The 23,267-nt window shown below is 40.7% G+C and carries 29 protein-coding genes and 1 pseudogene; 1 reads left to right on the top strand and 29 read right to left on the bottom strand.

The window, feature by feature from the left end; translation table 11 throughout:
* Positions 1–35: 35 nt before the first annotated feature.
* The 22 genes and pseudogenes from NQ503_RS12505 to NQ503_RS12610 all read right to left on the bottom strand — a co-directional run bounded on the left by NQ503_RS12505 (position 36) and on the right by NQ503_RS12610 (position 16,569).
* On the bottom strand, positions 36–629 hold the full coding sequence (locus NQ503_RS12505) for an N-acetylmuramoyl-L-alanine amidase (protein ID WP_259892591.1): 594 nt from the start codon (positions 627–629) through the stop codon (positions 36–38).
* 51 nt (positions 630–680) lie between these two features.
* On the bottom strand, positions 681–2,309 hold the full coding sequence (locus NQ503_RS12510; RefSeq protein WP_005428627.1) for a recombinase family protein: 1,629 nt from the start codon (positions 2,307–2,309) through the stop codon (positions 681–683).
* Positions 2,310–2,388: 79 nt separating this feature from the next.
* Complete coding sequence (locus tag NQ503_RS12515; RefSeq protein WP_002323371.1) at positions 2,389–2,511, bottom strand: hypothetical protein; 123 nt, start codon at positions 2,509–2,511, stop codon at positions 2,389–2,391.
* A 421-nt stretch (positions 2,512–2,932) separates the two neighbouring features.
* The gene (locus NQ503_RS12520) at positions 2,933–3,181 is read right to left on the bottom strand and encodes a helix-turn-helix domain-containing protein (protein WP_004613734.1); all 249 of its coding nucleotides are present in this window, start codon (positions 3,179–3,181) and stop codon (positions 2,933–2,935) included.
* 1 nt (position 3,182) lies between these two features.
* Positions 3,183–3,602, bottom strand: a complete 420-nt coding sequence (locus tag NQ503_RS12525; RefSeq protein ID WP_005428626.1) for an RNA polymerase sigma factor — start codon at positions 3,600–3,602, stop codon at positions 3,183–3,185.
* A 266-nt stretch (positions 3,603–3,868) separates the two neighbouring features.
* Positions 3,869–4,093, bottom strand: a complete 225-nt coding sequence (locus NQ503_RS12530) for a hypothetical protein (RefSeq protein ID WP_005428625.1) — start codon at positions 4,091–4,093, stop codon at positions 3,869–3,871.
* Between the two features lie 79 nt (positions 4,094–4,172).
* Positions 4,173–4,532, bottom strand: a complete 360-nt coding sequence (locus tag NQ503_RS12535) for a DUF3784 domain-containing protein (protein WP_005428624.1) — start codon at positions 4,530–4,532, stop codon at positions 4,173–4,175.
* A gap of 18 nt (positions 4,533–4,550) precedes the next feature.
* On the bottom strand, positions 4,551–4,985 hold the full coding sequence (locus tag NQ503_RS12540; protein ID WP_005428623.1) for a hypothetical protein: 435 nt from the start codon (positions 4,983–4,985) through the stop codon (positions 4,551–4,553).
* Positions 4,982–5,194, bottom strand: coding sequence for a helix-turn-helix transcriptional regulator (locus NQ503_RS12545; protein WP_005428622.1), 213 nt, complete (start codon positions 5,192–5,194; stop codon positions 4,982–4,984). The genes NQ503_RS12540 and NQ503_RS12545 overlap by 4 nt, the downstream gene beginning before the upstream one ends.
* 106 nt (positions 5,195–5,300) lie before the next feature.
* A complete protein-coding gene (locus NQ503_RS12550) occupies positions 5,301–6,203 on the bottom strand; it encodes a conjugal transfer protein (RefSeq protein WP_005428621.1) in 903 nt (300 codons plus the stop codon).
* Positions 6,204–6,219: 16 nt separating this feature from the next.
* On the bottom strand, positions 6,220–7,227 hold the full coding sequence (locus NQ503_RS12555; protein ID WP_005428619.1) for a C40 family peptidase: 1,008 nt from the start codon (positions 7,225–7,227) through the stop codon (positions 6,220–6,222).
* Entirely contained in the window at positions 7,224–9,434 is a 2,211-nt protein-coding gene (locus NQ503_RS12560) for a CD3337/EF1877 family mobilome membrane protein (RefSeq protein WP_005428618.1), read from the bottom strand. Before NQ503_RS12560 ends, NQ503_RS12555 begins: the two co-directional genes overlap by 4 nt.
* A complete protein-coding gene (tcpF, locus tag NQ503_RS12565; RefSeq protein WP_005428617.1) occupies positions 9,434–11,884 on the bottom strand; it encodes a conjugal transfer ATPase TcpF in 2,451 nt (816 codons plus the stop codon). The genes NQ503_RS12560 and tcpF overlap by 1 nt, the downstream gene beginning before the upstream one ends.
* Positions 11,862–12,260 carry a conjugal transfer protein gene (locus NQ503_RS12570; protein WP_003061368.1) on the bottom strand — a complete coding sequence of 133 codons (399 nt, stop codon included), beginning with the start codon at positions 12,258–12,260 and terminating at the stop codon, positions 11,862–11,864. Before NQ503_RS12570 ends, tcpF begins: the two co-directional genes overlap by 23 nt.
* Positions 12,261–12,369: 109 nt before the next feature.
* Complete coding sequence (locus tag NQ503_RS12575; protein ID WP_002323345.1) at positions 12,370–12,873, bottom strand: antirestriction protein ArdA; 504 nt, start codon at positions 12,871–12,873, stop codon at positions 12,370–12,372.
* A gap of 17 nt (positions 12,874–12,890) precedes the next feature.
* Complete coding sequence (locus NQ503_RS12580) at positions 12,891–13,394, bottom strand: antirestriction protein ArdA (protein WP_005428615.1); 504 nt, start codon at positions 13,392–13,394, stop codon at positions 12,891–12,893.
* A complete protein-coding gene (locus NQ503_RS12585; RefSeq protein WP_005428614.1) occupies positions 13,313–13,609 on the bottom strand; it encodes a hypothetical protein in 297 nt (98 codons plus the stop codon). Before NQ503_RS12585 ends, NQ503_RS12580 begins: the two co-directional genes overlap by 82 nt.
* Positions 13,610–13,724: 115 nt before the next feature.
* Complete coding sequence (locus NQ503_RS12590) at positions 13,725–14,141, bottom strand: YjdF family protein (RefSeq protein WP_005428613.1); 417 nt, start codon at positions 14,139–14,141, stop codon at positions 13,725–13,727.
* A gap of 213 nt (positions 14,142–14,354) precedes the next feature.
* Entirely contained in the window at positions 14,355–14,576 is a 222-nt protein-coding gene (locus tag NQ503_RS12595; protein ID WP_002323342.1) for a hypothetical protein, read from the bottom strand.
* Positions 14,577–14,690, bottom strand: a pseudogene (locus tag NQ503_RS12600) (DUF3789 domain-containing protein); the annotation flags it as partial.
* 33 nt (positions 14,691–14,723) lie between these two features.
* The gene (mobT, locus tag NQ503_RS12605) at positions 14,724–15,920 is read right to left on the bottom strand and encodes a MobT family relaxase (protein ID WP_005428611.1); all 1,197 of its coding nucleotides are present in this window, start codon (positions 15,918–15,920) and stop codon (positions 14,724–14,726) included.
* Positions 15,921–16,158: 238 nt separating this feature from the next.
* Complete coding sequence (locus NQ503_RS12610) at positions 16,159–16,569, bottom strand: hypothetical protein (RefSeq protein WP_005428610.1); 411 nt, start codon at positions 16,567–16,569, stop codon at positions 16,159–16,161.
* Between the two features lie 111 nt (positions 16,570–16,680).
* On the opposite strand from NQ503_RS12610, the gene NQ503_RS12615 reads away from it, so the two are divergent.
* Positions 16,681–16,881: a helix-turn-helix domain-containing protein gene (locus NQ503_RS12615; RefSeq protein WP_004612745.1), complete on the top strand. Its 201-nt coding sequence runs from the start codon at positions 16,681–16,683 to the stop codon at positions 16,879–16,881.
* 5 nt (positions 16,882–16,886) lie between these two features.
* Here the strand turns inward: NQ503_RS12615 and NQ503_RS12620 are convergent, their stop codons facing one another.
* The 7 genes from NQ503_RS12620 to NQ503_RS12650 form a co-directional block, all read right to left on the bottom strand.
* The gene (locus NQ503_RS12620) at positions 16,887–18,254 is read right to left on the bottom strand and encodes an FtsK/SpoIIIE domain-containing protein (protein ID WP_005428608.1); all 1,368 of its coding nucleotides are present in this window, start codon (positions 18,252–18,254) and stop codon (positions 16,887–16,889) included.
* A 94-nt stretch (positions 18,255–18,348) separates the two neighbouring features.
* The gene (locus tag NQ503_RS12625; protein WP_005428607.1) at positions 18,349–18,612 is read right to left on the bottom strand and encodes a hypothetical protein; all 264 of its coding nucleotides are present in this window, start codon (positions 18,610–18,612) and stop codon (positions 18,349–18,351) included.
* A gap of 35 nt (positions 18,613–18,647) precedes the next feature.
* The gene (locus tag NQ503_RS12630) at positions 18,648–18,830 is read right to left on the bottom strand and encodes a hypothetical protein (protein ID WP_005428606.1); all 183 of its coding nucleotides are present in this window, start codon (positions 18,828–18,830) and stop codon (positions 18,648–18,650) included.
* A 97-nt stretch (positions 18,831–18,927) separates the two neighbouring features.
* Positions 18,928–19,311, bottom strand: coding sequence for a YdcP family protein (locus tag NQ503_RS12635; protein WP_005428605.1), 384 nt, complete (start codon positions 19,309–19,311; stop codon positions 18,928–18,930).
* Positions 19,312–19,326: 15 nt separating this feature from the next.
* The gene (locus NQ503_RS12640) at positions 19,327–19,653 is read right to left on the bottom strand and encodes a YdcP family protein (protein ID WP_005428604.1); all 327 of its coding nucleotides are present in this window, start codon (positions 19,651–19,653) and stop codon (positions 19,327–19,329) included.
* A gap of 233 nt (positions 19,654–19,886) precedes the next feature.
* A complete protein-coding gene (locus NQ503_RS12645; RefSeq protein ID WP_005428603.1) occupies positions 19,887–22,931 on the bottom strand; it encodes an SrtB-anchored collagen-binding adhesin in 3,045 nt (1,014 codons plus the stop codon).
* A 153-nt stretch (positions 22,932–23,084) separates the two neighbouring features.
* Positions 23,085–23,240 (bottom strand): hypothetical protein, encoded by a 156-nt coding sequence (locus NQ503_RS12650; protein ID WP_005428602.1) that lies wholly within the window; start codon positions 23,238–23,240, stop codon positions 23,085–23,087.
* Positions 23,241–23,267: the final 27 nt, after the last annotated feature.

A 23,267-nucleotide genomic window follows, 5' to 3' on the forward strand; every position in this document is an offset into this window, starting at 1 on the left:
AACAAACTTCCTGATTTTCACAATATTTACACTTTTTAGCTGTAACTTTTCCGGTTATCCACATGCAGATATGTATCAATTCCATCTGCCACTGCAGCCGCTACTCTTTGCTGATACAATTCTGTCTGCAATTTTCTGGCCTCTTCGGGATTGGTCAGGAAACCACATTCTACGATCACAAGCGTTCCGGGACTTCTTTTGAGCAGATAATAACTGGTATTTCCCTTGATTTCTCTTGGTCGGTCTATTTCCAGCTTTTCATTCAGGCTGCTTTGTACTGCCTCTGCAAGCTTCTTTCCTTCTACAGAACTTTCATAATAAAAAACCTGCGGTCCATGCACAGATGCATCCTGCTGATAGCTGTTCTGGTGAATACTTACCGACAGCACCGGTGACTTTTCGCCGATCATTGCTATGCGACGCTGCATATCCTGTGCTTTTTTATTATTTGCTGATGCATCATAAAGTCCTTTATCTGTTTCTCTTGTCATTGCCACAGAATAGCCCCTTGTTTCAAGCTCACTTTTCAGCAGAAGTGATATCGCCAGATTGATTCCTTTCTCTTCCAGTCCATCTGCACCGATCATCCCAGGATCATCCTCCCCATGTGCTGGTTGTAGTTTACGCAAATTGTGATATGTATTCCCCAGTATATATGGGGAGTTAGAAATGTATTGAGATTAGATAGCCTTTTTCTCCAAGTCCTCACAGTAAACGCTTGAAAATAAATGTTCCAGTTCATTTCCGAAGTTGTATGAGATTTTAAGTTTGCGGTTTTCATAAACTGTTATCTGGTCTATCATTTCCACAATAATATCTCTGTCTAATTCTTCAATGTCTTTCAGTTCCAACAACCGCCTTAACCACGGTGTTTCAAAAACATCTTCTGTTACACTTTCCTTTTTCTTTTCTTCCAGCGTTTCAATCTGTTTGGAGTAAAGTGTTTCTTTTTGTTGATAGTCCTCTCGATAAGAAAGAAATTCTTCTTTAGAAATCAGTTCGTCTTTGTAATCTTCATAAATTGACTTTTTCAACTTCTTCACTCTTTCAAGCTCTGCTTTTAACTTTGTCAGTTCTATGTCTGTTGATTTTCTGATTTTTGTTGCTGTGAAAGATTGTGATTTTACAAGTTCCTGCAAGTTCTCTACATTGCGGATAATCTGCTTTAAATCTCCCAGCACAATATCATTCAATACTTGAAACGGGAGCGTGTGCGGAGTGCAATAATCTTTTCCACTTCTTTTGTAAGTTCCACAATAGAATGAATAGGACTTACTTCCGTCAGCACGTCGCCAGAAATTTTTCATCATTGCCCGACCACAATCGCCACACTTGATAAAACCTGCAAAGATATTTTTATTTGTTTCTAAATCAATATCCCTATGTTTTTTCGTCAGCAGTTTTTGTACCTTATCCCACAGTTGACGGTCTATAATCGGTTCATGTGTATTTTCAACCCTTATCCAGTTTTCTTTTTCAACTGGACGCTGTTTGCTTCTCATACGTTGATGTTTCTTTCCTTGTACCATATTTCCAATATAAAGCTCATTTTGTAACATCACTTTAATCGTGGAATACGTCCAATAAGAAGTTTTCTCTAAACGGTTGCAATTTTTGTAATTTTCGCCGTTGAGCTTTTTATATTCCGACGGACAAAGAATACCCTCTGCATTTAGTATTTTGGCAATGCTTTGTTTTCCTATTCCTTGTGCATACATAGTAAATACTCTTTTTACAACTTCGGACGCATATTCATCAATCACAAGTTTATTTTTATTTGCAGGAGATTTCTTATAACCATAACTTGTAAAAGCTCCGATAAATTCCCCTGCTTTCTGCTTTGATTTTACAGTCGCTTGAATTTTATTAGAAATATCTCTGGCATACTGTTCGTTGAATATATTTTTAATAGGAAGTAACATATCGTATGCCTGCTTCATACTATCAATATTATCTGTTACAGAAATAAAACGAACATTAAGCTCTGGAAATATTCTTTCCAAATATCGCCCCGTATCAATGTAATCTCGTCCGAAACGGGAAAGGTCTTTTACAACAACACAATTTACCTTGTTATCTTCAATGTCAGCAATCATTCTATGAAAGTCTGGTCTATTAAAATTCGTTCCCGTAAAACCGTCATCAATATAAACATCATATAGGATAAAGTCATCATGCTTGTTCACATATTCTGTTAAAAGTTTTCTCTGATTTCCTACACTATCGCTTTCTTCCTTATCTCCGTCCTCTCGTGATAATCTGATATAAATAGCCACGTTAAATAAGTTTGAACCTTTTTGATAAATCATTTTTCCACCTATTCAACTGCCGTACCTATGATAATATTATACCATAAAGTACGGCTTCTTTCCATTGTTTTCAAGGGTTTTACCCTCTTGATAGTCCTTTTTTTACATGAGATTTCACGATACGGACAAGCAATTCCTCTACGGAAAATTTACCTAAAAATTCCCGTTCTACGATATATTGTGCAGGTTCTTTTTTAGCCAAGTTATCAGCCCCCTTAGTCAGCTATCTATTCTCAACATACGCATATAGGCTTATCCAATATGCGTATTTTTCACAATGTTACAGAAGCAGACAGACGGCTTTGGAAAGCTCCGTTAGTATCTCAACTATTCCCATTCTTGTGGGCAGAACCGCACCATGCGGACGTATCATTATTCTGTGAGGATAGGTCGTGGCAAAACGACTTTTCCAACAGTCGCTCTCGGATCACTGCGTGGGTCGCTCGCTTTCTTTTGAAAAGGTCGTGGCGTACAGTCCCCGTGGCTCGCTATCTCACAAACGTATCTGTCTGCTTTATTCAGTTGTCAAAGAGCTGTGGCGAAAGCGTGTTGCTTTCATGTAAAAGCAGGGGCAGAGCAGGAAAGAGGGGATTGAACAAATCATGCTCTGCGGTTACTGCTTGTTATTCTTCTTCGATTTCTAAGGCAATATCAAACCCTAAAATCATTTTAATAAGTGCTTCTCTGATAAGTCCCTTTAACTCCATATCTACAACAATATAAACATTGCCGTATTCATCATAGAGTGGACGCAGACAGCACTTTGATATGTACGGGTCATAAAATGCCAGTATTTTTTCAATCGCTTTTTCGTCCCCGTCCATTGCCTGCGAAAGCAAATAGTAGGACGGCTTCTTAAATGTTTGCTTCATTTTACTGCTTCTCCTTTAGTATTTTTTTCATAGTTTCTAAAGCATGATGTCGGTTTTTAAATACACCGCTTTGCGTAATCTTTTGCAAGTTGGCAATTTCACTTTCTGTCATTTCCAAGAAGTAATACATCAACAGAGTATTTCTCTTTCTTTCTGGAAGTTTCTTCAAGGCTTCTGCCAGCCCATCATCAAGGACACGAATATCAATGCCACATACTGAAAAGATTGTATAATCTGTTTCGTAGTCGTCCCACACAGCAAAATTTTCAACGAAAATTTCTGGAAGTTCACAGAATGGAATTTCTTTATCTTTTCGTCGTTTCAATCCTTGCTGGTAGTCCTTTACAACATGACGGACAACTTTCTTCAAACAACTTTCAAAGCGACATTGAACTGTTTTCTGGAAGTCAGACGGTTTCATCAATCTCACCCCCTTTCCTCTATGATTTGAAAAGTGTTTATCCCTCTTTCCGCACCATATAGGGAATGAAAGGTGTGATTTAATGACCTATTTTGAAAAAAATTTAATTTTTTCGGGTATGAAAAAAGCCCGCACAAAACATATAGTTTTATACGAGCTATTATAGCTATAAAATATTCAGTTGTTGATAAAATGCAGTTAGGTAGTGTATGACCGTATAAGATTGTACTTAAAGCGTTCCATAATACAAGCCCCCTTTAAAGCACTTATTTTACTGTCTTTTTCGTAATCTTATAAATATATTTTTCTGGCGTAGGGCGTTTATTTCCAAAATACTTTTTGAAATTTGCCTGCACATCAGGGTCGGTACTGTTCATTGCTTCATCAATCGTTGCTTCAATATCAGCTCGAACATCAGCTAATGATACACCGCCAGCTTTTGCACCAGCTTTTAATGCCTTTTTTATATCTCGTTTTTTAAGTCTTATCATACCAATACCTCAAACAAATTATTTGTAGTAAATTTCTTTAATAATTACATAGGAACTTGAGGTTATCATTCTAACCTCATTATTTCTTACTATACTTAAAGCCACGAATAACCGCTATCATTGCAACAAGAATTGTATAAGCACAAATTCCTAATGAAACAATAGTTATTTCTGTTCCATAATTTGAAATTGTGTTATTTTGAATAGCTGGAACGGCTCTAAACTGAATATACGAAACAAGTGCAATCAATCCTACATCTATTAAAATCATAAAAATTCCTGCTTGTTTACTCACTTTTTTTGAGTCATATTGTGCTCTTTCTTCTGTACTTTTAGTATTAAAACCAGTAACAAATTTACTTCCCTTTCCTGTCATCAAAATAATTGTTGCAATAATAGAAATGGTAACTATTCCCCACATAACCCAAACAAACCACATAGTAACAACTCCTTCCACTTAAATTTTATAATTCTTAAATAAATAAAGCACTTCTGTAATTACCATACACAACCATTGAAATAGAATAAAAGCAAAAATCGTTTCCACAAAATATATCGGTGCAAAAATAAGTATAAATAAAGAAAATGGAAAGATAATCGTTATAAAAAGTCCATTAAATAGCATGATTTTTTCTAATGCAATTATTTGATACTCATCATATTTCTTTCTTCTTAAAGCAGAGAATATGTCAATGATAATTGCTATGCCAATCATCCCAAGTCCTATAAATTTCATGTTTTTGTTTTGAATGAACAAAGACCACCGACTATCAGAAAGCCAATAAGCATACTTTGATACAAATTCAGACGAAACTATAAATATCATAGCGTAAATAGCAGTAATTGAAGCTATATAAATCGCATTAGTCATAGGATTTTTTAATGATTTCATTTTCTCTCACTCTCCTTAAAATTGAATACTTCTTCAATGCTCATATTAAATAGTTGTGCAATATCATAAGCCAACCAAAGTGATGGGTCATATTTTCCCGTTTCAATAGCGTTGATTGCTTGTCTTGAAACATTTACTTTTTCGCCTAATTTCTTTTGCGTTAGTCCCTCCTTTTCACGCAACTCTTTTACACGGTTTTTCAAAATCACCCCTCCTTTTCAGTGTCAAGTTAGCCTTACATTGTCATTATATCATATTGGCTTCAAATGTCAAGCTAGCATGACACATATTGAGGAGGGGGGTATAATAGAGCTATTATTTTATAATCTTCCAGTTACTATCCTTATGTAGCACAAGCTCGTACTGCGATACCTGCGTTGCCTTTGTCTGATTATCAAGGAATTTCACGGCAACCTTGACTTTCACATTCTCCCCGTCCTTTGTAAAGATAGTGTTTACCAGTTCAGAATAAAGGTAGTCCCTGCCGATAGGCTCAATCACATTTCCAGCTACATAGTAGGCAAGCTCTTTTTCTGTGGCTGTTGGATAGAGCTTAAAGAATGTTTCCAGAAATGCGGTAGCGTCATTGACAGTATCAGCGTCTACACTTGCGTCTGCTTCTGGTGTCTTAGGCTCATAGTCTGATTTTTTAACTGCTGGTGCAAGGGTAGGGTTCTGAACGATTACCATATCCCCGTCAGCGTCTACATGAACTTTTACGGTATAGGTTGCTTTCACATTGTTTGTCTGTTCTCCCTCTTTTATCTGCTGATCTACTTCGTAGGTAGCAGAAAAAGTGTCCGTTCCCGATTGCTCGATATGCCATACAATCACATCTGTAACTGTGGAGCTGGTCGGTATGTCGGTTCTAATGGTATCTATATTCAAGTCCTGCAATTCCTTTGTCAGATAACCGCTGATTGCCTGCGTCCTTGCTTCAATCGCTTCTTTATTGTTATTCCATGAGTAATAGGACTTTGCGAAGTTCTTCACAAAATTTTCTATCCCGTTGGTGTCCTGCAAGCGAAGCTCAATGATTTCTTTTTCATGGGTCGTGTGCTGGTCGATAGCAGTAAAATTCTTATACACCCCAAAGCTCACGCTTGCGATAAGCACCACCCACAACGCAATCACGGTTTTCTTATGTGTGCCTACCTTGACAGTACGCACCTTTTTTTCTTTGATATTTTCTGTCTGTTTCTTATTCTTCTTAAACATATTTTTCAAGTCCTTTCTATTGTTTTACTCGTCCTGCACCGATTAAATGTTGTTGCCAGTAACTACTACTTAGGTCTGCATATCCTATCGGGTCGCCTGCATGGTACATCTGGTTATTTCCTACATAAATGCCGACGTGGGTTACATACGAACCAGAGTTATAGGTAGAATGGAAAAATACCAAGTCCCCAGCCTTTGCCTGCGAGAGTGGAAGATGTTGGATAGCGTCATACTGTGCTTGTGCCGTTCTCGGTAAGGAGATACCAGCTTTTCCATAACACCATTGCACAAGTCCGCTACAATCAAAGGAAGTGTTCGGGTTACTGCCACCATACACATACTTCCAGCCTTGATATTTCAACGCTTCATTCATTATCGCTTGTGCCGTCGCATTATCAAAGTGTGCTACGGTCAGATATTGATTGACTAATTCCACATAGAACATATTTCCATAGCCATATCGCCAGCCCCCATTCTTCGCAACAGCTATCGGGTTGGTGTAGGTTACTTTCTTTCCACCCGATTTCTCACGGGCGAAGCTCTCTGCAAAGTTAAAGGTGTGTTTTTTCCCTTTTCCTGCCACATATCCCACATAGCCACCGCCATAGTTATAAGACTGTATCGCTACATTCAAATCGTCGATACCTTGATTTTTGCAGGAAGAAAGCAGGGACGCAAAATACTTACACCCCTGCTTGATTGAGCTTTCCGTATCTAAAGAGTTGGGTGGTAGTCCCAGACTTTCCGAACTCTGCATAACATCTTCTGCCGTACCGCCACTTTCTACTTGAATGATAGCCAGTAACACATTAACATACTCGGAAATACCGTATTCTCTGGCGTACTTTTCTACCATAGGCTGATGTTTCAAGACTTCTGCGGATAAGTTCATACCCGTAATGCCAGAAGAAAAGTTGCTGTTCTCGTCGTCGCTGTCCGCACTAATCAAGACACCAAAGAAAAGCACCAGAGAGAAGAGGATAGGAAACAGACTGCCGATAAGAGCGATATGTTTCAGTTTCATTTTTTCTTCTGTCCTTTCTTCGTTACAAGGTTACGAGTTTTCTCTATGGTCTGCTGGTTCTTCTGGACGCTCTGGGTCTGCTGAACCTTTGTCCTGCGGTCTTTGGTGTAATTCTGGCGTGTTTCCTGCGATACCACTTTTTCTACATTCTGCCTATGTACTGTCTGTGTAAGCTGGGTCGCTTTCCTATCAGAACCACCCGAAGATAACGGACGCTCTTTGATAACATTTGTCTTGACTGGTTCACTTGCTTTTGAAGTGGTCGCTGTGGCAGGGCGTTTGACTTCCTGCATTTTTTCCGCACTCGGCTTTGGAATGGTTGAAGCTGTGGCTGGTCGCTCATGGGGACGGGTAGCTCCCATTGTCGCTGATCCGTCAGCCTTTCGCTGTACCTGCCTTGCTTCTTGTGCCTTTTGAAGCTCCATACGCTTGTCAGCGATATTTTGTCTATGTTGTTCCTGCTTTTCCAAGCGTCCCGTCTGTCTGGACTGCTGTTCCTGCACCATGCCACGCTTGAAGTCGGATACGCTGGACTTTGCCTTTTCCTTTGCGGAATACACCGCATAAGCGGTCTGTGTCGGTATATCCTTGATGTTTTCTTTGACAGCATTTGCCTTGTCTTTCACTTTATTTTTCGTATCTAAGACAGCCCCCACCTTTGAGCCTGCACGTTGTCCCATGCTAGAAGTGGTATTCCCCCGATTTTCTTTAGAAGCTGTATTTTTTCTTTCAGCCCTCTTGCCAGCAACGGCACTTCCAGCCACCGCACCAGCGACACCGCCCGAAATACCGCCAGCACTTACCGCCCTTGCAATACGGTGTTCCATACGCCTAGCTCTATGTCGCATAAACAGATACGGTCTGCGGAATATCCTGCGTCCCATGTTTTGACTGTCGCCAGCGTTCAAAGAGAACATATTCATTAAGTCGCCTAACTTGATAAAGATACCTGCAAAACACACTATCTGTAAGAACGCCACCATAAAAAACGGGTAATCTTTGGAGATGTTATAAAACATACTGGAAATACTGAACGCCACCGTTACAATGAGTGTAATTCCTGCCCGTGTCATTATGGTATTAAATACCCTTACGATTGCCTGCTTTGCCATGCTTTCATAGCTCGGTATCATAGAGAGCAAGAAACTAATAGGCAGGAACATAGCGAAGATAATAAAAAGTATCTGGCTTAACATCATTATCCCTGTCAGTAGGAATACAAAGATTGTGATACCTATATTAAAAATGAATAGGAAGAACACCATGCCTAAACGGTTCACGACCTGCGGTATCGTCAGATTGTTGTTGTCGTTGTCCTCAATTTCTGTTTTCACGACTTCTTCTCGTGTTTTCCCGTCTTCGTCCTCTGGACTTGCTGATACAAGAGCGACCACACGGTCTGCCCCGATTTCTTCTGCGTTGCTGTTCCCGAATTGTAAGAGTAACCACGGCTGTTCCACTTGAATAGAAAATAAGCTATCCCGTATCAAGTCCACGCTGTCCTTGCCCTCGCTGTCAGAGTTGGGGAGCATGATTTTTGTTCCCAAGTCAAGTGAAGCGGTACTGATGTCTGATGAAAATTCATTTATCTTCTTGATGTAGTCGGGAGCGTAAGCAATAAATGAAGCGGACAGCACGAACACCACAAGAAAATTGATAACCGCTTGAACCGCTTTGCTGGTTTCTCTTTTTATCAGTCCCGTATAGGCAACATAAATACCAATGATTAAAATTATCAGTAATAGAGAACCTACATAAAATCCCGTACTCCCGAAGCCATTCTCGGTAACACCTGCAAGGGTCTGTATGCTCTTTCCGATACTGTCTGCCATATCGTTAATAAAATCAAGTTTATAGGCTTCCTGCACCACATAGCCCGTGGCATTGCTTAAATAAAGGCTTATCGTCCAGACAAAGTTGGTAATACAGTAAAGCCCGTACTGCACCGATTTTCCGATACCGTCCAGCCAGTTCCACGGAAGCCACGACCAGCTATTATCCACATAAAAATCAAGCTGGTAGTTGGAAAGGGGATATTTTGAGTAAAGATTTTCTGCGTTTATGGTATCGTCCACAAGCCCCGTCGCATGAGCCACCGTCCCCAGAAGTGAAAGCAGGATAAGGGAGAGTGCCACCACGAACAGAGCCATTTTGAGAAAGTGGAAAATCTTCTTTTTTGTGAACGCACCTTTTATCCTTTCTTTCATCACTCCACCTCATTTCTCTGCACGGGCGGTCTGGTATCAAAGGCGTGTAGCAGTTCTTCAAAGACTGGGTGTATCTGCACCACACCGACACGTCCGTATAAGTCCTGCAATAAGCATTGTCCGTTCTCCAAATCACGCAAGCGTTTCTGGTTGTTCTCGTCGTCCTTGTCGATACCAAAAAATTCTAAGGTCTGTTTTATCTCGTTGATGTCGGTGCTACGAAAGGCAAATTTCAAGCCGATGTTGTTTTTCAGACTTTCCTTTGACACATCATAGGCAGACTGGGTAACGAAATAAACGCCTGCCTGCATAGCTCGTCCAGCACGAACCAGCTTATTTGATAAAGTTTCGCCTTGTGCCACATTTAAGAACGCCCACGCTTCGTCCAAATCAACAATCTTAAAAATGCTTCTGTCCGAATGGATAAAATCAAGGGCAAAGGTACTAATCACAATCAGCATAGATACCGACAATAATTCAATGGTCGTGTATTCCTCAAAGGTCGTGTCCTTATCTGGTAATACTAAGTCCGCTACTTGAATGATATTGAGCTGGTTATCAAGGCTGATTGCATTTTCCACCGTACCGTCTGAAAACAGCAGATGTGCAAAGTCGTAGTCCGTGAAGCTGTCGATATGGTCTGCGATATTTCTTGATATGGGTGTATCTTCACGGCGTAGCTCGTCTATCACATGGAGCAAGCCCCGACTGTCGCTCTGGGTAACGGAGCGTACCGCCTTACGAAGTACAGGGAATTTTTCGCCGTCCCTAGAGGAAATACCCGTTAAAAATGTCAAGATGTCGATTGCCAGACTTTCAGCGTCTTTTACATTCTTCATAATCACGAACGGGTCAAGAAGTCCTGCATTGTCCTTGTCGCTGGTAAGATTTACGATATTGATTTCATGGGCGATTTCTGGGAGCGTTTCTTTCCAGTTGCCCCTCTCAGCTTTGGGGTCTAAAATGACTGCTTGACCGCCAAACAGCACCGCATAATATACCAGAAGATTGTTGCAGAATGACTTTCCACCGCCAAGCGAACCGACAAAAGCAGAAGCAAGGGCGTTTGTTACTGTGCCTTTTACACCCTGCGAAGCTAAAGACGGTTGCAGGTACACATTTCTTCCCGTATCAACGGAATAGCCCATATAGATACCCGTAGTTTCCCCTAACTGCTGTGTCGCTCCAAAGCCAAGCCCTGCCAAGAAGTCTGATTTTACATACTGCACATAATCATTGATATATCGCTTGCTGGCAGGTAAAAATTCAGAATGAAGCCCCAGCATATCCCCAGCAGGACGCACCAGCTTTACATTGAGGTCGTCGTAAAAGTCCTTGACTTCATCACAACGGCGTTTCAGCTCGTCAAGATCGGGTGCAGACACCCGTATGACGTAGCTTAACTTATACATACTTTCTTTGCTCTGGTCTAAGTCCGTTTCCAGCTCGTCCACGCTGTCTAATGCGTCCACCACATTTGAGCTGGTTTCACTTCCTGCTTGATAAGCGTGATTGTCAAGGTCTTTCAATTCCTTTTTCTTATTGCGGACGGTTGTTAATGCTTTTCGATTTTCCACGATTTCTACATTCATAGAAGTATCAACAGGGAATGTGAATTGCTGTTGCTGGAAATAGAAGATTTCAGACGACGGAAAATCAAGCTCGCCTACAATCGCATTGACAGTAAAGTAGGACACATAACTTTCCTTGTCCTCATGTTCCAATCGTAAATACCGCTGGCTTTCCTCAATCACACACCTTGTCGGACGGATAAGGTCGTAGTATTTTATCAGCGTTTCTTTGTTCAATTTTTTCTTTGGTAGCTGGTACTCATAATCTTCATAGGCGATACCGTCCCTGCCGTAAAGATGTTCCATGAGATACCCAAAATCATTGATTTCCAAGCGACGCACTTTAAAACGCCTTGAGATTTTATTTTCCAGTAACTTTTCCATTTTCATGTAACGGTTGATTTCATCATTCGGCATGGAAACAAAATCATTCATCAGCGTGTGGTTCACTTCATGGAGAAGTTCTGTGAACGTCAGCCATGCCGATTTTTTAATATTCTTCAGATTGAGTTTTTCTTCCGTAACCATGAGCTTAAAGCCAAGAAAAAATCGGTAGTCCACTTGATTGTCCCCAATCATAGATACTAACGCTTCGGTCTGTTCGTCTATTTTCTGGTAAGCAACTTCCTTTAATTTTCCAGTTACCAGCTTCTTTGACTGCTCCTGCTGACTTCGGATTGAGCTTTCTGTGGCAATCTGCAACGCATGAATTTTACCCTCACGGGACTGTGCGATTAGCTGTCGAAAGCTGTCGTGCACGATAAATTTCTGCTCTGCGGATAAGAAAGAATAGTTGTACGGTATCAGCTCATAGTAAGCGAACACCTCATTGTCCTTGTTCCAGACAAGGTTATTGTCAATATATTTTATCGGGAACATAGTTCACACTCCTTACTGCCGTGATTGTTTCATTGAGTATCTGTTTATGCAGTTTTACGGCTTTTCCTGCATAAGTGATTTTAGGTCGCAGGGCATAGGTTATCTGTGATTTCAAAAAGCTGTACGGCTTCTTTCCGTCAAAGGTTTTCTGCGACATGAACCAAGTGAGAGCAACGGGAATACCAAAGTATTTGAGAAATGCTCCCTCAATCATGGAAAGTGGGGGAATATCCCCAAACAGAATGATGATAAATTCTGTAATCACAAACCATGTAATCTGTGTAAAGGTAACGGGAAAGGGCAAGTTAAAGTCATTGATTGCATACAAGACTTTTTCCACGTTCCAGATACCCGTGTAGCTTTTAATCTTTTTCAAGTTCTTTCAGCTCCTTTCAAAATAGAAAAGGACAGCCATGTTTCAGACTGTCCCTTAAAAGAGAAATACGCTGTCAGTAGCAACAATGCTTGTCGCTGATCTTCCAGCGTTAATATGGTATCTCGCACATACCTCGGCTTGTTTCAATGAAGCAACCGCCCATATCCAAATCTCGCCCGTAGGCTTCATAGTCAATGTAGTTCTGTAAGCTGGGTGGAATATCCCCAAGTGCCTGCAATTCGTCTATGTAGTAGTAGGCAACGTCTGTCATGGTTTCACAGTCGGGATAATAATAAATATCGTCCTTATGTTCCACGACTTCTTCCAGCGTCCCGTAGTGGCTGATAAATTCGTCCAGACATTCTACGATATAGTCGGGAAGTTCCTCTATCATTTCATACATCTCATTGAGTTCTTCAATGGAAACATACTCGCCAATCGCAATGGGGAAGTTGTCGGTATCATGGATAGCGTACTCTTCATACTGTTCATTTAAGCCGATTTTTTCTTTTACATCTTCCTCGTCAATGGGGAACGTGAACCAAGCACCAACTAAATAGCCCTCATTGTATTTGCCAAGATTAGCAATGTAAACCGCCATATCATCAATCATAAGCACCACCTCATTTCCTACTCTGGCAGTTCAAAAATACCGTGTTCTGTTACTAAAAATTTCCCGTGTTCCTGCAAGTGAGAAGCATAGGCTTCAAAGTCAAAGTAGTATTCTTGACAGTCCTCGGATAAATGTTTGAACGTCGGGTCATTCATCAGCTTTTGCCTTGCAACATCTATCATGCTTTTGCAGTCGGGATAAACGGTAATCACGTTCCTGCAAATATAAAGTGCTTCTAAATTCTCAAACACCGTAAGCAGTGATACATATTCTTCCTGCATATCACTTGAAAGCTGGCGGTACATAAAATCTAATTCGTTGAGCTGGTACACGCTTGTATGTTCGTGAACTTCATCAGCATAAGGCAACACCTTTTCGATAATGCGGTAATCCCCACTTTCTGCACCGATACCTAACTTTTCTTCAAGCTCGGCAACATCTATCGGCAAGTCGAACCAGTATGATGTTGTTTCTTCGCCAGTTGTTCCTCTCGTTTCCACCAGCACCCTTGTTTCCTGCATTGTTCCTCACGTCCTTTCTGTTGTTTCATCACATCTTTTATGGTCTGGTACGACATACCAAACACATACTTTGAAAAATCTTCTAACTGTCTTTCTTCATAGTCAGTAGGGTTCAGTCGTTTCATTTCATGCCATACTTTACGTTTGTAAGAGGGCAGGTCTGAAATGTATTCACAGCCGACTTTTACCTGCATATCCTTAAAAATATCGTTCATTTCATCACTCCAATCTGAAATTTAGGTAAGAAAAAAGCAGTCAATCCTAAGACTAACTGCTTTGTGTGTAGATATGAACTTATAAAATTTTTAGTTTATGATATAGCAACATCATTTAATGTCCTCTGTGTTTTGCTTTTTTCTTTTGTTGCTTCAACTTAAACTTTTGTTCTGCGTCCATTTGCTTTTTATGTTTGGAATTAGATTTATATTCTTCTTTTTTTAATTCATGTTGTAATTTTAGAGCTTGTTGCGATTTTGTCCCAATTCCATTGTTCTGTAATTGTTTCTTTACATCTCTAAGAACTCTTTTAGGATTTTTCTTATCCTTTTTTACAATCGTTTCAACTGCTGGACTAAATTGTAAATCATAATAATGTTTCAACACAAATTCTTGAATATCGTAATCTTTTGGCTCTGCACCAAATGTTACCTTTGCTACGGAAAGTTTTCCATCACAAATTCTTTCAAAAACTCCAACCCAAAAAGGTTCTGCAAAATACACAGTCAATTTACATTTTATTGTCTTCATATCAATCCCTCCTTGTTTATTTCCAAACAAAGAACGGACAACCCGGAGGGGCAGGTTACTTACCCTATAAACATAGGACGGCTGGGCTACCTACCAGCTCTCGCATAATAAAATGCTTTGCGTTTTTATCTTTGTCATTTTAGATAATCATTATTTGATTGATTACCTTTCTTGAAAATTATACCATTCCTATATCAGCACTACAATAAAATTTTATGCACCGATAATCTTATTGAACAGCTCTAACAGTACATCTTTCACACCGCCAGCATTGAATACTAAGCCGACAGCAATCAAGGCAACTACTAAGAAGCCGATAAGTTTGGAAAACTCACGCTTGAACCCTAAGTAGATACCGATAACCACAATCGCCATAAGCACTAAGCTCTGTGCGTTTGATAAAAACCATTGATATAAATTTTGTCCGAAATTCATTTAATTGTCCTCACTTTCATTTAATTGTTGTATTTTATAGTCGGCTTCTTTGCCGACACTTAACATACACATCAAGACTACGCCGATACCCATTCCCATAGATACCAGCAGGAAGTCTTTTAATAATACCCACATTTTTTATCACTCCTAACTTTCCACCAAATCTTTTGCAGGGGTCGTCTGCTGTTTGATTATCATTTCATGCTTTTCTGTGAGCTTTGCCTGCTGTTCGATTGTTTCCATGTAGTCTGTACCGTTTCCCTTATCAATCTTTTTCAGCATTTTCAAGGTCGGTGCTACCTGCCTTTGTACCCACCGCAATGTGCGGTCTAAGGTGTACGGCTCTGGCTTTGTCGTCAGTTTCAAACTTTGCCGATTATCGCCGATAAACCAAGCCCAGCGGTCATTGAGTTTCCAGTCATTTTTTCGCTTGTCTGGTTCTTCATCAACAAACCGCACATACTGGTTGATGATAGAAAAGGCGGTCTGTTCTGCGTCATAATAGGTCAGCAAATCTCGTACTGCATAATAGGCACGTTCATTGCGAAGCCGTATCTCAAAACGGTTGATAATGTCGGCTTCTTCCAGAGGTGTCCCTAACTTGACGTACTGCTCATAGTCCTTTTCATAGATACAGAAATACACATCAGATTTCAGCGAACCAAGATAAAGGGTGCGTCCCATATATTCTCTGTCGTCCTCTCTGTGTTTGATAAGCTCGCCCGACTGGTAAAACTTATAGCTTCTGGACTTTCCGATATATTCCCGTTTCCTGCATTTTTCCGCAAGCTCTGGAATATCCAAAATGCCCGTATGGTCGTTGATAGCAAGGTCGATACGCTTCATCACGCCACCGTCTATAAGTGCGTCCATAAGAAAGTCATACCAGCTTCTTTGCTGTGCCAGCAGGTAACTTTCAAACTGTCTGCAACCACGCCCCTTTAACTCTAAAAGGACACCTTTTTCTTCGTCAGCCGACGTATAGATAAAGATGTCCCCTAAAGAGTAATGCTCCGTATAACTGTAATGTCCGTAATCTTCATGGAGCATATAATTGATATTCAGTTTTAATATATCTTTGATGATGTGCTGTATATCCAGCGTGGGAAAACGAATTTTTACATAATCAAACAGCATGGTAAGCGGTGCTTCTGGATTGAACCTTGCCAGTTCTTTATGCAGAGTTTCCAGAAGTTCCTTTGACGGCTTCATTTTTCCGCTTTCTATCTTGTTGAGATATTCTCTTGTGATACCAGAAGCCACCGCCAGCCTGCCTTGTGAGATACCGTAAGCAATCCGTTTCTCCCGTAATTCTTTTATCCATTGTTCTTCATTCAGAACCATACCCCCAATCTGTAAAGTGTGAAGTTTTTTAAGGCGACTTCACAGTCGATTTTTGTTAGGAAACCATGCCAGAAGCCTTATGTTTCCTATGTTTTTTGTCTATTGTCTATTTGCAAACGTACCCCTCTGTTAGATACCGAGGGGTTTTACCTGCTGGCGTGGCTTACGCCACACCAGCAACGGCTAGTCCGTGCCGTCGCCTTTCGCTTCGCACGTCGCCGTCCCGTCCTGCCTTGCGTTATTCGATTACCAGCGTGAACGCTTCTGGATCATCAACAATGTTGTATGAACCGAGCGTGTCCGCTGTCTGTGTATATCGGAAATGAAACAAAGGCTTTTGTCCTTTCATGGAAAAACGGGAACGGTACACCGTACCATATAAAGCGTTGGGCTTTGCCACATCATAGCTGAACAGAGTAGAAGCAAAATCATTCTCCCTGCATTTTTTGATGATTTCCTCTGCACACTTTTCTTTATCTGTAATGATAAGACGGTTGAGCGTAAAGGTAACGTGTTCTTCATGGAAATTTTCTGATGAAGTCCCCATACTTCCTACTACATCAATCTCACGTCCCCATTGCAGATAGGAAACCGCCACTCCCAGCACAAAAAGTACCGTGATTGTTATTATTTTTCTCTTTTTGCACATACTGTTACTGTCCTTTCTTGTAGGGTGTATTATAATACAGTCTACGGTAATACATCTTATTTATCAATACAGTTGTATCTTATAATTCAAAGAAAAGACGAGGTACAGCGTATGCAGGTATATATTGATTTAGAAAATCTTTTGAAAGAGAAGAATATCAGCAAAAACAAAGTCTGTGAAGCGTGTAAATTACAGCGGACACAGCTTAATAACTATTGCAAGAACAAAGTTTCCAGAATTGACCTTACAATCCTTGCAAAGCTCTGTGATTTTCTGGAATGTTCCCCAAACGACATATTGAAATTGAAGTAGGACTGTCAGCTTTCGTTGCTTGCAGTCCTTTTTTCTTCCAGCCTGCCGATTTCTTGTAGAAAATCATGTCCTTTCGGGACTAAAGGCGTGTAAAATTCACTTATAACACTTGTTCCCACATCACAATAGCCACGCCCCTTGATACGCTTCTGAAAAAACTGCTTTTTCACATCTGAACCGAACAGCATACCGTAACCTAATTCGCTGATACGCCCCAATCCCACACGGAAATTGAAGTTATCTCTGATACCGTCCGAGAAATATTTTGCGTCTGGACGCTGACAGGCAACGATAAGGAAATAACCTGCTTGTCGTCCTAACATGACGATTTTCTTTAACTGGCTAAGTAGGCTCACGCTTTCTTTTGTCCCCAGCATTTCAAAAAATGCCACATATTCATCAAAGATAAGAAAGCAGGGTGGCAGTCCCAAATAGGCGTAGTTTTCGCCCGTCTTATAGTTCGGGTGTCGCTTCATTTCCTCGCTTCGCTGTACCATGCCCTCATAAAAGGCATTGACGCAATCAATCATTTCTTCTTTGGTGTGATACACATTTCCCATAACTGTCCCCAAGTCTGCTAAGTCCGCATTTTTCGGGTCTAAGACGTAAAGGACAGCGTTGGTATGCAGTAGGGCTTCAATGAGCGTCAGCAGAAAATAAGTTTTACCGCCACCCGTCCCACCAGCGATAAGAGCGTGAGGGAGTGCGTCATATTCCCAGACAAGATTTTTCATCAGCCTAAGACTGCCGTTTTCTGCCCGTACTTCATCAATGGTAATACGGTTCGCTATCATATCATAAAGCAGGGTATATTCGATATAGCCGTCGTGCAGGGTCTTGTCGGTCAGTTCACAATACAAGCCACTTTCCAATTTATCCTCTAACCGTAAAAGCTGGTCTTGATATTTCCCCAGCGTAATTTCACAGCGGATATGAAGAAGTCCCTTTTCCATTTGATAATAAATCTTTGGAAACCAGACGATTTTTTCCCTTGATCTGCTTTGCCGGTCAGTAAAAAAACCGCTGTCTTGTACGGTATCGGCTTCATACCACTTATTTTCCAGTACCATTCTTGCCAGCTTTTGACGGTGCAGGAGCTTCTTGAAACTGTCGTAACAGAAGCGGTAATATAGAAAAGCGACCAATGCACAAACACCCGTCGCTATCAATATGGTTATGAAGTTGTAAGGGGAGAGCGTCAAGCCGTTTTCTAACAAGCTGAAATGCTCCCAATCAGTACGCATAAGCTGTTTGATATTGAGTAGCAAAAGAACCGCCACGAATACCACCAGAAGCATCCCTATGGAAAAGTGGTAGACAAGGTGCTTGTCGCTGGCTCTGATACGGTGTCCTTTATTCCAAATCTTACGCATAAATCAATCACTCCTTTCTGGGTACAAAAAAAGCAGTCAATCCTAAGACTAACTGCTTTGTGTGTATGGATATGAAGTTTTGCAAATGGGAATTTTATATTACTTTTAATGCAATTTCTAGTATCAACGAAAAAATACAAATTGATAAAATAATGATAACTATTTCAACATTTCCTAGTGATATAAAACATTGAAAAATCAGCATAATTCCTACTAATAATATAGCTGTTCCCTCAATTCTTGAATGTAGCTTTATGTTTTTTACCCCATTATATCTTTTGATAAGGGGCAATTTACCTTTGATAATACTGAATACCCCTAAAACCACCATTATATTACCTAGTATTAGCCCTATCATATTTACCACCTTTTCTAAATCTTTAATTTTCAGTTCTATAAATCGAAATTTTCTTGTTTAAATTTATCTTTGAAAAAGCCAATTAAAATTAAAGCAATACCAAGAATTGCAACTGGTATATAAATAATATTAGGTATATGATAAACAAATCTATCAATTCCAGACATAGCAATATAAATAATTATTCCCACACAAATTAAAATGTTTTTATCTTTCATAGCTGGTCTCCTTTACACCTTATTATTTGTCCGTTTCTTCATACCCATATTATAACAGTTCCATATATCCGCTACAATGAAAATCTATTCAGTAAGCCTATTTTTTCGGCTGTCCCTGCGGTGTATGGTTCTGTGGACTGCCTGCGTTCTGATTGCCTTTATTTTTCAACACAATATTCTCTGCCTTTACATACCAGTCCACATCTGCACCCGTATAAGTCTTTCGTGATACCGTATCGGCTACTGGATTGACAAGCTCCACAACTGCATTGTACGGAAATTCCCTTAACGGTACTTCTGGCGGTACAGACACGGGGATAATTCCACCATGCAGACTGCACTTCAAATCATAGATACGCTTTTTAAGCTGGGTACTCGGTGTCCCGTCCTCATTCTGCAAGAACACATCACGCACCGCTGTAAATTTTAATTCTCCAAATGTTTTCTCTTTGTCAATAACAAACCCGTTTGATAATCTCATAAATTCTTCACTCCTTTACTTTTCTTCAACTGCTACAATATCATCAGCAAGCAACACATAATCGGTATGTCCCATATCCCCGATTGCGTAACCTCTGCCATATAACTTCGGATTGACAAGTTTTACTTTCTGCTCATACTTGAACTTCTTTTCGCCAGCCTGCACGGGAATTTCCACGACAACATTTTCCCCTCTCTGCACATCTGAATAAAGGTTGTAGCTTCTTCTTGCGAAAACTCTACGGTTATCTTTATCTCTGTCAAAAACATGGTCGCTTTCGCCTGCAAATTCAAGAGTTCCAAAAGACTGTGCCATATCTGGCACGACATATTTCATTTCCATATTGTTTTACCTCGTTTCTTTCTATTTTTGATAAATTGATTGTGATTTCTTATTCTGGCAGTTTGGGAAGTACCAGCAATCCCACAGATAGTAAAGGGTAAAATCAATGCTTCGCACCCTTGACTATCCGTGTTCTTGCAGGTCGTAAGCAGACAAGCCAGAATAAGCAAAAGTCTGCCGTTTGACAGCTTCGGCGGAGAGCATGATTTTTCTTTCCTCATACCGTTACCGCCTTATGATTTCTTCATTTTACGGCGTTTGTAGAAGAAGATACCTGCCAGTCCAGCACCAGAAGTCATAAGAAGTGCAAGCAGTCCGTAAAGGTTTGTGTTATCGCCCGTTTTGGGACTGTCGCTCGGTCTGCTAGGCTTTTCTGGTGTCTGTGGTGTTTCGGGTTCTTCTGGGACTTCTGGTTTTTCCTTAAAGGTAATCGTCTGTCCCTTGTCCTCAATGTCCTTATGCTCGGTAACTTTCTTCGGCTCGTCTGGATTGCTTAAATCGTACAATTCTTCAAAAGTTACAAGCTGTTTGCCGTCAAGGGAAGTAGCGTCAAAGGTAAAAGCAACTTCCACTTTCATAGTTTCGCTGTCAGCAGTAAAGGTATAATCACTTTCCACACGTTTTCCATTGATAAGAAGCTCGGCGTTTTCTTCTTTCAACATCTGCCAGCCCACAAGTTTGTACTGTGTACCGACTTCTAAGCCCTCTAAAGTTACGGTATCAATGATTGTTACCTCTTTTCCAGCTTCAATCTCTTTGTTGCCGTCCTTGTCGGTAGCAGTCGTATGAATTTTGATGATACGCTCTGTGATAAGTACGGTTTGCCCGTCGTCCTCAATGTCCTTGTGTTCTGCAACTTTCACGGGTTCGTCTGGATTGCTGAAATCATACAATTCTTCAAAAGTAACAAGGTTTTTGCCACCTAAAGCAGACGCATTGAATGTATAAGAAATTTCTACTTTCATTTCTTTATCATCAGCGACAAAAGTATAGTCATTTTCCACACGTTTTCCGTCAATGATAAGCTCGGCATTTTCTTCTTTTAACATCTGCCAGCCTTTGAGCTGATACTTTGTGCCTTTTGTAAGTCCGTCTAATTTGACAGTATCAACGATTGTTACCTCTTTTCCTGCAAGGATAGTCTTTTTGCCGTCCTTACTGGCCGCTGTGGTATAAATAGAGATTTTTTTTTCGTATTCATCAGTCAGCGTTCCTAAATCAATCACAAGATTATTTCTTGATACCACGATTTCAAAAGGTGGGATAAGTTCAAAGCCTTTGTTACTATCAGAGCGTAATTCTTCAATGATATAGGTATCATAAGGTAATGCACCCTTGCTGTCGTCTGGTTCAGAAGTTCCAAACCACACACCGTCCTCGCTGGTCTTTCCTGCGTTGGTATTGTGCTTATGAGAAGCCCAGTCAGCAGAAGTGGAGAATTGCCCGTTATCATCAGTTACCACTACATGATTTTCGCCCGTTGTCTTGCTTGTGATCCTAAAGGGAATATCAGCAAGACGCTTGTGTGTGCCTGCACCGATTTTTACACCCTCAATATCCCCACGCTTAATCTGATTGTAGATAGAATGGGCTTCGTCGGTTAAGTCCACGATTTTTCCATTTTCTGTGATTGTAAAATCAATCGGTTTTGCACCGTCAGTTAAGTAACCGTCGGGAGCTTCACTTTCAACGATACGGAAATTTCCGTAAGGTAAAAGGTCGGAAGAAGTAGAAGCGACACCCTCAATATCGGTACGAATTGTCTTTACCACTTCATTTTTCTTGTATAACTTGCCCTCAACCAATACCGCATTATCATTTAAGGAAATGATGTCAAAAGCAGTATCTTTCAAGGTAGCACTTCCTTGTGGCTTTGTATTGCCCGTTTCTAAATCTCGTTTCTGAATTTTCACACCGCCACGGATAACCTTGTCAGATACGGAAAACTGGTTACTTCCAGATAGTACGGCAAGGTCGCCGTCCTCGGTAATCTGTGTTACATATAAGCCTTTTATCTGTTCGGACTTATCGCCAGCCTGCATATATGCACCGTCTAACAAGTAGCCGTTTGGAGCTTTTGTTTCCTCAACGGTTAGTGTCCCAAGTGGAAGAACGGCTTTGCCCTCCTGCATATAGAAGCTGTCGCCAGACACCTTGTATGCGTCCGCTAATTTTGTGATGTAGTGAGTTGTCCCGTCGCTGTCTGTTTCAGCGATTGTCTTTGTAACCCATGTACGATTAGCTTCGGCAGGGAGATTGTCTTTATTATAGAAGCCAGCATAATACTTCCATGTAAATTCCGCACCTGCTAAAGAAGCGTTCCCCTGCGGATTGTCTTTCTGTGTTTCCATATCTATTTTGAAAAGCTCAATCAAAGTGTCTGTTACTTTTGGTGTATCTGATACTTTCAAGGTTGCTGTTTCGCCAGCTTTGATTGTCAATGAATAGATTGTTTTATCCACTTTATATCCTGCTGGTGCGGATAATTCCTTGATATAGACTGTGCCAGCCGTTACCTCTGCAACATCTGTATTTCCGTTTTCATCAGTCGTAAGGGTGGCAAGCTGTTTCGTGCAGTCCTTATCAGAAAAGACACCGTATGTTGCACCAGCAACAGAGTAATTCCCGTTACCGTCTGTAATGCTGGTATTACTGGAAGTCTTTTGCAGTTTCGCATTTCCAACATTCAGTTTCGCCCAGAATTGCCCTAATTCCTGCCCCTCGCCAGAGTAGATATAACCGCCACATTCATAGCGTCCTTTATTCTCTTTGACAAAGGCTTTTGCACCAGAGAAAACTTCGTCCTGCGTAGCCTTTGGAATTTCATTATAAGAAGCTCGCACGTTATCACATTGCCAGCCAAGATGTACGCTCAATCTCTGCCAGACTACACATTGTTCCAACAGATAGACTTGTTTGTAGTTCAATTCCTTGTGAGCTTCGCCATACTGTTTGACATACTCTAAGGATAACGCCACATCTGAAATCTGGTCGGCACTCATGCGTGAGCTTGCGTCAGCTCTGGTCTTGTAGCCATTCTTAAAATCTGTATTGATGTCAATACAATAGGCAGTTTCGCCCTCGACTTTCATATAGCCCTCATTGAATGTCGAACCGATAGAACCGTCATTCATTACTTTTTCAATGATACCGACACGCTCGGCACTTTCTGTCCAGTATTGCTTGCTTTCTGCATGAACGGGTGTAGTCGGTAAAGCAGTAACGACAGTTGCAAGAGCTAAGAAGCCCGTACACAATCGTTTCCATGTCTTTTTCATAAATCTAATGCTCCTTTCATTTTGGGTATAAAAATAGACGCTCATTTCTGAACGTCTACATTATTGAAAGGCTTGTCCTCTCACACATATTCTATTTTAATAGGTACAACAGTTGCCTTTCTCCTTGTATTTTCGTTGTTTTCATTACTTGCGTTATCTACAACCCCCATGTCCGGGATCTATAAGAATCAGTTTCGGAAAATTCATCTGTACTGAAACAACAGCAGCCTGTCTGGACAGCAGGTAAAAACTTACCAGCAGCAGACAGGCCATGACCATTTCCATTCTGTATTTTCTGAATTTTTTCATGCATGCACACCTCGCTGCATATTCCTT

It is taken from the genome of Blautia obeum ATCC 29174, from assembly GCF_025147765.1.
Classification (GTDB): domain Bacteria; phylum Bacillota; class Clostridia; order Lachnospirales; family Lachnospiraceae; genus Blautia_A; species Blautia_A obeum.

What these genes read in the sequence shown, in the direction of transcription:
- NQ503_RS12510 (WP_005428627.1), bottom strand. Translation starts at nt 2,309, where the DNA reads ATGATTTATCAAAAAGGTTCAAACTTATTTAACGTGGCTATTTATATC.
- NQ503_RS12520 (WP_004613734.1), bottom strand. Translation starts at nt 3,181, where the DNA reads ATGAAGCAAACATTTAAGAAGCCGTCCTACTATTTGCTTTCGCAGGCA.
- NQ503_RS12525 (WP_005428626.1), bottom strand. Translation starts at nt 3,602, where the DNA reads ATGAAACCGTCTGACTTCCAGAAAACAGTTCAATGTCGCTTTGAAAGT.
- NQ503_RS12530 (WP_005428625.1), bottom strand. Translation starts at nt 4,093, where the DNA reads ATGATAAGACTTAAAAAACGAGATATAAAAAAGGCATTAAAAGCTGGT.
- NQ503_RS12535 (WP_005428624.1), bottom strand. Translation starts at nt 4,532, where the DNA reads ATGTGGTTTGTTTGGGTTATGTGGGGAATAGTTACCATTTCTATTATT.
- NQ503_RS12540 (WP_005428623.1), bottom strand. Translation starts at nt 4,985, where the DNA reads ATGAAATCATTAAAAAATCCTATGACTAATGCGATTTATATAGCTTCA.
- NQ503_RS12550 (WP_005428621.1), bottom strand. Translation starts at nt 6,203, where the DNA reads ATGTTTAAGAAGAATAAGAAACAGACAGAAAATATCAAAGAAAAAAAG.
- NQ503_RS12555 (WP_005428619.1), bottom strand. Translation starts at nt 7,227, where the DNA reads ATGAAACTGAAACATATCGCTCTTATCGGCAGTCTGTTTCCTATCCTC.
- NQ503_RS12560 (WP_005428618.1), bottom strand. Translation starts at nt 9,434, where the DNA reads ATGAAAGAAAGGATAAAAGGTGCGTTCACAAAAAAGAAGATTTTCCAC.
- tcpF (WP_005428617.1), bottom strand. Translation starts at nt 11,884, where the DNA reads ATGTTCCCGATAAAATATATTGACAATAACCTTGTCTGGAACAAGGAC.
- NQ503_RS12575 (WP_002323345.1), bottom strand. Translation starts at nt 12,873, where the DNA reads ATGATTGATGATATGGCGGTTTACATTGCTAATCTTGGCAAATACAAT.
- NQ503_RS12580 (WP_005428615.1), bottom strand. Translation starts at nt 13,394, where the DNA reads ATGCAGGAAACAAGGGTGCTGGTGGAAACGAGAGGAACAACTGGCGAA.
- NQ503_RS12585 (WP_005428614.1), bottom strand. Translation starts at nt 13,609, where the DNA reads ATGAACGATATTTTTAAGGATATGCAGGTAAAAGTCGGCTGTGAATAC.
- NQ503_RS12590 (WP_005428613.1), bottom strand. Translation starts at nt 14,141, where the DNA reads ATGAAGACAATAAAATGTAAATTGACTGTGTATTTTGCAGAACCTTTT.
- NQ503_RS12595 (WP_002323342.1), bottom strand. Translation starts at nt 14,576, where the DNA reads ATGAATTTCGGACAAAATTTATATCAATGGTTTTTATCAAACGCACAG.
- mobT (WP_005428611.1), bottom strand. Translation starts at nt 15,920, where the DNA reads ATGGTTCTGAATGAAGAACAATGGATAAAAGAATTACGGGAGAAACGG.
- NQ503_RS12610 (WP_005428610.1), bottom strand. Translation starts at nt 16,569, where the DNA reads ATGTGCAAAAAGAGAAAAATAATAACAATCACGGTACTTTTTGTGCTG.
- NQ503_RS12615 (WP_004612745.1), top strand. Translation starts at nt 16,681, where the DNA reads ATGCAGGTATATATTGATTTAGAAAATCTTTTGAAAGAGAAGAATATC.
- NQ503_RS12620 (WP_005428608.1), bottom strand. Translation starts at nt 18,254, where the DNA reads ATGCGTAAGATTTGGAATAAAGGACACCGTATCAGAGCCAGCGACAAG.
- NQ503_RS12625 (WP_005428607.1), bottom strand. Translation starts at nt 18,612, where the DNA reads ATGATAGGGCTAATACTAGGTAATATAATGGTGGTTTTAGGGGTATTC.
- NQ503_RS12630 (WP_005428606.1), bottom strand. Translation starts at nt 18,830, where the DNA reads ATGAAAGATAAAAACATTTTAATTTGTGTGGGAATAATTATTTATATT.
- NQ503_RS12635 (WP_005428605.1), bottom strand. Translation starts at nt 19,311, where the DNA reads ATGAGATTATCAAACGGGTTTGTTATTGACAAAGAGAAAACATTTGGA.
- NQ503_RS12640 (WP_005428604.1), bottom strand. Translation starts at nt 19,653, where the DNA reads ATGGAAATGAAATATGTCGTGCCAGATATGGCACAGTCTTTTGGAACT.
- NQ503_RS12645 (WP_005428603.1), bottom strand. Translation starts at nt 22,931, where the DNA reads ATGAAAAAGACATGGAAACGATTGTGTACGGGCTTCTTAGCTCTTGCA.
- NQ503_RS12650 (WP_005428602.1), bottom strand. Translation starts at nt 23,240, where the DNA reads ATGAAAAAATTCAGAAAATACAGAATGGAAATGGTCATGGCCTGTCTG.